Origin of the sequence: Longimicrobium sp. (assembly GCA_036389135.1) — a bacterium.
In the GTDB taxonomy this organism is placed as follows: domain Bacteria; phylum Gemmatimonadota; class Gemmatimonadetes; order Longimicrobiales; family Longimicrobiaceae; genus Longimicrobium.
On sequence record DASVQP010000130.1, the window covers coordinates 117,277 to 123,721 of the forward strand.

Sequence of the window (6,445 nt, forward strand, 5' to 3'; positions counted from 1 at the left end):
CTCCTCCATGACCTGCCGGATTCGGACGGCTATGCGCTCCAGCGTGTCGCCGGTGAGCTCCGTCCCCGGCCCGGGGGTGCTCTCGGCCGAAGGATGACCCTCCGCTGCGCGTGTGTTCCCGTTCTGCATGACACGGGCGCACTTCGGGCGCTCCAGTGGGATACGTCCGCCACGTGGCGCATCTATAGCGCGAGCTTGACAGTCGCGCTCTATCCGACATGACATCGGGTGTGTTTCACTTCAATCGCAGCAGCGTAGAGGGACCTCAGAATGCGGCGCTTCATGGGCCGGACCGCTAAGCTAATCCCGGCTTGGCGGTAGTGGGGACCGGAAGCCTCGCCTGTGCTTCGGGTCCCGTTAGGTCCCCTTCCTGCGCTTCAGCCAGGAGACCATGACCGATCCGTCAGCGTTCGACTTTACAGAGTCCGAGATCTACGCTGCCCTTCGGCTCGGCGCATCCGAGGAGGAGGCACGCCGGGGGGCGCGTGAGTTCGTGCGGGCCTACACTCCGGGCATGGATTGGGGGATGTCCGAGAGAACTCTCCTGCTTCTATCGCTCGCGACAGAGTCCGGCAACGAGAGGGTAGAGCGGATTCGGCGTGCTATGCAGGAGGATCGCTATTCGGACTGGCGACTTGAAGCGGACACTCGGCACCGACGTTCGGCTGGCGAACTCTCCCGCGCCTGGGCAGATCACCTCGCGATTGAGGACCGGGAGTAAGCGGCGAGGCGGGCTGAGCTCCGGCGCGCCGTTCAAGAACAGGGGAAGATCCCGCCCGAGTAGCCCGATTCAGACGGAAAGCTTGCGGGCCGCGAGATGTCGGCCCCCTCGGCGGGAAGTTCACGCGGGCTCCACCTCATGCGCTACTTAGAGAGCAAATTGTGCAACAAAGTCCTTCGGTTCTTACTGTTCAGGATTCCTGCTGGCGGTCCCCGCGTGTCACGATGCCACGTCCGACTGCCATTGCAGACGTGCCGGCTCCGCCCCGGTTCAGCTACAGCGCGAAGCATACCCGCTCCATCGATACTACCCCGAGAGCGACCACCGGGCGAACACATGTCGATCGGCCTGAAGTGGTCACGGCAGAAGGTTCGATCTCCGGTCAGCGGGTCCGGCTGGATGTACCACGAGGCGCTGAGGCCCCTCCGCGGTGGTGTCGATTGAGAAGCCGTCCTCGCCGTACTCCGCACTCAGGTCCTGCGCGGCACGCGCGCGCTCCTGCGGAGTCAGGCGGAAATCCGTTTCGGACGGGAGGCGGTGGACGGTGTGGGATCTGGAGCCACTACCGGGCTCGAAGGCGGATGGCTCGCGATGCCGGCGTATCATCCCCGTGCCCGCCGGGTGGGACACGTGGACCGACGAAGAGTTGGCGTCCGTAGTGCGGCACGCACCCAAGGTGGGCCGATGAACCCGGAGGTGCGGAGCCGGATGGAACGCCCACGTCCGCCTGCCGAGCGACCGGCACGCCGATCCCGCTGAGTCGCAGATGCTCTCCGCGCAGCGGGGGCGACCACGGGTTGGCTGAAACCCGGTTGCGCGGACCAGCGCGCCCGGGAGCAGGGCGCTACGGTGATCGGCGCACCGCCGGCACTCGTTTCAAGTCCCGCGCGTACTGGCGGAGTCCCTCGAGAACGTCATCCGCATACGCCGGGACATCTCCTACCTTGATCTCCGCGTCACCCCGAATCGCACGCTCCAGCCCGTCCACGTGGCGCAGAATGACCTCCGCACGAGCGCTTCGCGGCTCTGCGTCCGGGCCGGGCGCACGCCGCGGCCGCCGTCGTATCAGCTCGAAGTGAGCCCGCCCAGGCTCCGTCGGCGAGACCCACCCGCCGCTCTCGACCGCCATCCCGTTGGCCTTGAGGCCGCGCAGCACGCGTCCGTCGAGATGGTCGGCGAGCATCGGCTCGGATTGGCGGCAGAGTACCCTGAGCGCCTGCTTCTGTGGTGCGGATAGCCGCGGTGGCTCGGGCGTGCTCCTGGTAGAGCGCGGCGAGACTCCGTGCGTGCGGTGAAGTGCCTCTCCTGCCGGAGTGGGGCTAACGTAGCCGCCGCGTTCAGACACCAACATCTCACGCTTCAGCGGGCGGAGGACGCGACCATCGAGACGCTCAGTGGGAACGCGCCGCTCTCGAACGAGGTCGCCGAGGAGTTCGAGGTGGTGCGGTTTCAGATTGTTTGCCATGCGGACTGTAGATGTGGCTGATGCTGCGGTCGGTTGCGAGCCGAAGGTATTCCGTTGCTCCCTGTTCGGCTACACCCCACTGCGATGCGTACCCATGGGAACCGGGGTGCCAACTTCCCATCAGCAGGGACGCGGTGGAATCCTGGTAGTAGTCAGGTTGATTGTAATGATCCACCGCAGACGCTGAGTGCGTGCCGGGGTGGTTGAGCGTTCATCCTTTCAGCCAATCCGGGAGCGGCACGTCGGCGGACCTGTAGGCTTTACGTAGCACTTCAAGCATGCCCCGGCGGGAGTTTTCCGCCCGCTCCAGCGGCAGGCCGTCCACCAGGATGGTGAGCGCGGCGGCGGCAGTCTCGGCGTCGATCGCTCGGCCCCGCACCTCGCCGTCACGCGAGTCGGGCATTCCTCGCCTCTGAGCTAATCGGGGAGCGGGGTGCCGGTCCGCTCGCGAGCGGCGCGGAGCACGGCGCGCATCTGTGCCCGCGCGTCGTCCCTCTCCGCATCGGGGAGGCTCGGCACGAGCAGGGACAAGGCGGCGTCCACCGTTCTTGGGTCGGCGCGTTGGCGCATGCTTGCGCGTCGGATCGAGGCGTACGCTCCACCCGCGGCGCGGGCATACGAGCAGGCGGCGGACGACCTGGAGGACGAGTTGCGCAAGCAGCCGGAGCGGCTTGACGCCCTTCGCGCATTGCGTGACGAGCTGATCGAGGCGTTCGCGCGAACGTGTGCGCCACACGTTGTGGAGCGCACGCGGCCGCCGCGCGATTGAACGTCTTGTCACATCAGGTGCAGACCCCGGCGAGGGTTGAACCTGACGAGAGCTTGTTCGAGGACCTTTCAGGGAGCCCCGCTCGGGATCGCGCGGGGCTCCCTGTGTCCGACTTGCGGATCGGCGCGCGGGCGTCAGCGCCTGCCGCGGCGGCGTGCGTTGTCCCGCATGACCTTTGACGGGAGGTACACGGCCTTGGCACGAACCCGGCCGACACCTGGAACGTCCTGCACCTCGGCGCTACGGAGCTGCGCCACGATGCGCCCGGTTTGTACCTGCTCCGTGCGCTCCCACGCTTTCGGGCCGCGGGTCGCCGTCGGGAGCCGGAACATGGCGTCCGCGTTGGCTGTGTCCCCGCTCCGTTCGCGCATGATCATCAGGTGCAGGATTGCACCGGCGAGTTGCGGCCCGGTCGCGTCGGACCTGCGCAGCAGGATCACGTCGTGGGGGGCGGTGTTCGCGCGCCGCAGCACCACCGCCGGGGCGTTGCCGGTGCCGGCGGGCAGCTGGTCCACCAGGGCGATCGTCACAGGTACCCGCCGCGCCATCTCTTCCTGCCGCCGCAGCTCGACGATCGTGGGCCCCGCCCGCGGCGACTGGGCGTGTTGGGCGTTGATCGGCGCGGCGGTCGCGGTGACCAGCAGGCCTGCCGCCGTGAGGGTGCTTCGCAGATTCATGTTTCCTCCCGGGTGAGCGTCTGTGGGTTGCCTGGTCAGCTGCATACGATCGCGTAGCCTTCCCAGTACGTCCTCCAGCCGGAGCCATCGTTGACCTCGATCACCACGTACTCGGACCGGCAGGTGCTGCCACTCCCGCTGCTCCCTCCACCGCTACCGCCCGTGTACGGATCGTCACAGGGCTGATCCGGATCGTACACGAGCTGCGTTCCGCACGAGTACGGCCCAGTCCCGCTCTCATCCTGCTCACGCTCGCGCTCGCGCCGCTGACACTCTGCCCAGCGCGCCATACAGGCGGCGTAGCAGAGAGCTTTTCGAGCCAGCGCCTTTTTCGTGAATCCCGGGAGTCTGCTGCACCGGTAGACGCAGCGGTTGTACTCCACCTCGCATCGACGGGAGAACATCTCGGCGCCGGTGGAGGGGTCGACGATCATAAGATCGACCCAGTGATCTGGGTTCTCCACCTTGGCGCTGTCTGCGGCCCAGACCGAGTCTGGGTTCACTAGTGCTGAATCGCCCTGCTCCCAGAACACGTCCGCAAGCTCGGGGGCTTCGTTGTACCAGGGACACGTATCGCGGCTGGAGGTGAGGACTCCCGCGTCCGGGTAGAACGACATCACCGGCTTGGTCGGAGCTCGTGGCCCTTGCGGGGCAGTGGCCAGCGGTGCGTCGGTACAGGCACAGAGCGCGAGTAGCGCCGGGACGAACACCCGGCGGACGATGCGTACGAAAAATGGAGGGTTCCGGGAGCCTGCATGTGACCAGGTGGCCGGCTGCATGGTACCTCCTCAGTGCAGGGTCGGGGTAAGCCCGAGACGGCTCGAGCGCGACCTGGGTTGCTCTCACCGGCGATGTGTAGGCGAGGAAGCGGGTGTTACACACCGAGGGCGGGTCACGCGATCGGAGGGAGGACCGCCCCCGGTGCATGGCACACCGGCGCGGAGAGTGCGCGAGGTGCAGGTGATCGCAAGCAGACATAGCCGAAAGCCACCCTCGACAAGAGCTCGGAAGACGACCCCACGTCGCCTTCTGTGGTTCATCTCACGTAAATACCTGAAAAGAGCCGTCAGTGGACACCGGCCGTGCGTCCCGCGTAACGCGGTGGGGATTAGAGATCTGGATCGTCGCCTTCGCCGAAGTCGAAGGCCGCTGCGGCGGGGTCGAGAATGGGCAGGCCCAGGTCCGATTCCCCCATCCATGTGATGGTCAAGCCCTTGGGTGGGTGCATGAGTCTCGCGCCGGCCATGACCAGACCGAGATGCAGCGCCTGCACGGCGTCGATCCCAGCCGCTTCGAGCACGTGATCCTCACCAATCCCGAGGATCTGGACCGGGCAGACCCAGGCGCCGTCCAGGTGGGGGGCAACCCGTGGCTTGCCTATCCGCAACACGACTTTGCGAGGCTCGCCCCCGTCGACATGGATGGCCTCGTACTCGCGCTCGGCGAGCACTTCCCCTAGAGCGGTATCCACGCTCATCGCGTTCACCTTTGAGGTTGGGGAGCGCCCCGGCTCGACTCGAAGCGCTGCGGTCTGCCGCTTCCCGGCGAGATCCTGGCGAAGGAGGGCCGTAAGCCACGCGTCCGGGACCTTCGAACGCACGGCTTCGGCAATGGGTGGAGCGCTCACGGGGAGGGTGCGACGGGCAGGGGCGCAGCCTGCGGCCCAGAGGCACGCTGCCACGACGACCCAAGCGGCGCCGGGTCGCGATCGTGAGCACCGGCTGAGTATCAGGCGGCTCGTCCCGAGGGGCGAGGGGAATGCTGCCGCACGAGCTCTCGTCAGTCGCATCGGTGCAGTGATTCGCATTACGGGTGTTTTCATAAAAGCTCCTCCGCGCGCACTCGTACTTTTCTCTCCTGTACACCGCAGCAGGGGCGGTACCGTCAGCTCCGTTACGGTAACCCACCAGTTCGCGGCAGGATCGCAGGTGAACCAACCCGCGGACGAATTGCCGCACACTTCACGCCTGTTGTGGGCGCGCCTGGTGACGCAAAACGCACGCAGACCGCCACAACCAAATGACGAAAATAGACTTGCGGGATCGACGTTCTCCGCGGACGCCGAACAATTCCCTCGAGCGGTCCCGCGCCTCCCGTCAACCCGCGCGCGTGACGTGGGTGGGCGGGCGTTCCCCAGATTTAAACCCTCTGGGTGCGTACGAAGGCGGTCCTCTGGCGGAGCGTCGGGTGTGCGCTCCTGTTGCGCCGCTACCCATGGCGCACGTTACGCCGAGCGGCTATAGTGGGCGCGAGAGTTTCGGCCTTTTTTCAATCGGGTCCGGTGTGCGATGGCAGATCCAGACTCCCGCACAGGAAGGGCAGGACGAGTCGGCCGAAAGCGCCCGCACCGGGTGCCCGCTGCGCCGCTTCCGCGAGACGCCTGGGAGGTGCTCCGGGAAATCCCAGGCGCGTTGGGGGTCGAGCTTTTCCTGCTCTGTCGCGCAGTGCAACTTTGGGCGGGGTGTCCGCCGTCCGCGCAAGCGCAGTTGTTCACGCGGGGCGCGCCGCGCTCCGTGGCGGAGCGGCGCGCAGCCGCTCTCGCCGACGCGGCGACAGAGCTGCGGGAGGACCTGCGCGTCCTAATGCGGGTGACTTCCCCTACACCCCCCGAACGTGGGCGGCTGGGCGACGCGTGCCGCGCGCTTGCATCCTGGGCACAGAACGCCGGGTACGGGGCGTCGGCAGTCCACTTTGCCGAAGCAGGTGCCGCCGTAGAACCGGAGGACGCTGCTGCGGCGTTCGTGGCGGCGCGGACCAACCGTGTGGCCGGCGAAGGGTGGCGGGCGGAACTCTACTACATCCGCGCGATCCGC

At 67.0% G+C, this 6,445-nt stretch carries 7 protein-coding genes; 2 read left to right on the forward strand and 5 right to left on the reverse strand.

Annotated features, from left to right (window positions below):
- Positions 1-2,397: 2,397 nt before the first annotated feature.
- Entirely contained in the window at positions 2,398-2,589 is a 192-nt protein-coding gene (locus VF584_26825) for a hypothetical protein (GenBank protein ID HEX8213810.1), read from the reverse strand.
- 14 nt (positions 2,590-2,603) lie between these two features.
- Positions 2,604-2,756 carry a hypothetical protein gene (locus VF584_26830; protein ID HEX8213811.1) on the reverse strand — a complete coding sequence of 51 codons (153 nt, stop codon included), beginning with the start codon at positions 2,754-2,756 and terminating at the stop codon, positions 2,604-2,606.
- Between VF584_26830 and VF584_26835 the strand changes: the two genes are divergently transcribed.
- The gene (locus VF584_26835) at positions 2,755-2,955 is read left to right on the forward strand and encodes a hypothetical protein (protein ID HEX8213812.1); all 201 of its coding nucleotides are present in this window, start codon (positions 2,755-2,757) and stop codon (positions 2,953-2,955) included. The two genes, VF584_26830 and VF584_26835, sit on opposite strands and share 2 nt — an antisense overlap.
- A gap of 134 nt (positions 2,956-3,089) precedes the next feature.
- On the opposite strand, the gene VF584_26840 is transcribed toward VF584_26835, so the two are convergent.
- From VF584_26840 to VF584_26850, 3 genes are all read right to left on the reverse strand, one after another.
- The gene (locus tag VF584_26840; protein ID HEX8213813.1) at positions 3,090-3,632 is read right to left on the reverse strand and encodes a hypothetical protein; all 543 of its coding nucleotides are present in this window, start codon (positions 3,630-3,632) and stop codon (positions 3,090-3,092) included.
- 35 nt (positions 3,633-3,667) lie between these two features.
- Positions 3,668-4,249: a hypothetical protein gene (locus tag VF584_26845; protein ID HEX8213814.1), complete on the reverse strand. Its 582-nt coding sequence runs from the start codon at positions 4,247-4,249 to the stop codon at positions 3,668-3,670.
- Between the two features lie 491 nt (positions 4,250-4,740).
- Positions 4,741-5,109, reverse strand: coding sequence for a hypothetical protein (locus VF584_26850; protein ID HEX8213815.1), 369 nt, complete (start codon positions 5,107-5,109; stop codon positions 4,741-4,743).
- Positions 5,110-6,118: 1,009 nt separating this feature from the next.
- Here VF584_26850 and VF584_26855 point away from each other — a divergent pair.
- The coding region (locus tag VF584_26855) for a hypothetical protein (protein HEX8213816.1) at positions 6,119-6,445 on the forward strand (327 nt) is incomplete at its 3' end.

Coding starts and splice junctions, on each gene's coding strand:
- VF584_26845 (HEX8213814.1), bottom strand. CDS start 4,249: ATGTCGTTCTACCCGGACGCGGGAGTCCTCACCTCCAGCCGCGATACG.
- VF584_26850 (HEX8213815.1), bottom strand. CDS start 5,109: ATGAGCGTGGATACCGCTCTAGGGGAAGTGCTCGCCGAGCGCGAGTAC.
- VF584_26840 (HEX8213813.1), bottom strand. CDS start 3,632: ATGAATCTGCGAAGCACCCTCACGGCGGCAGGCCTGCTGGTCACCGCG.
- VF584_26825 (HEX8213810.1), bottom strand. CDS start 2,589: ATGCCCGACTCGCGTGACGGCGAGGTGCGGGGCCGAGCGATCGACGCC.
- VF584_26835 (HEX8213812.1), top strand. CDS start 2,755: ATGCTTGCGCGTCGGATCGAGGCGTACGCTCCACCCGCGGCGCGGGCA.
- VF584_26830 (HEX8213811.1), bottom strand. CDS start 2,756: ATGCGCCAACGCGCCGACCCAAGAACGGTGGACGCCGCCTTGTCCCTG.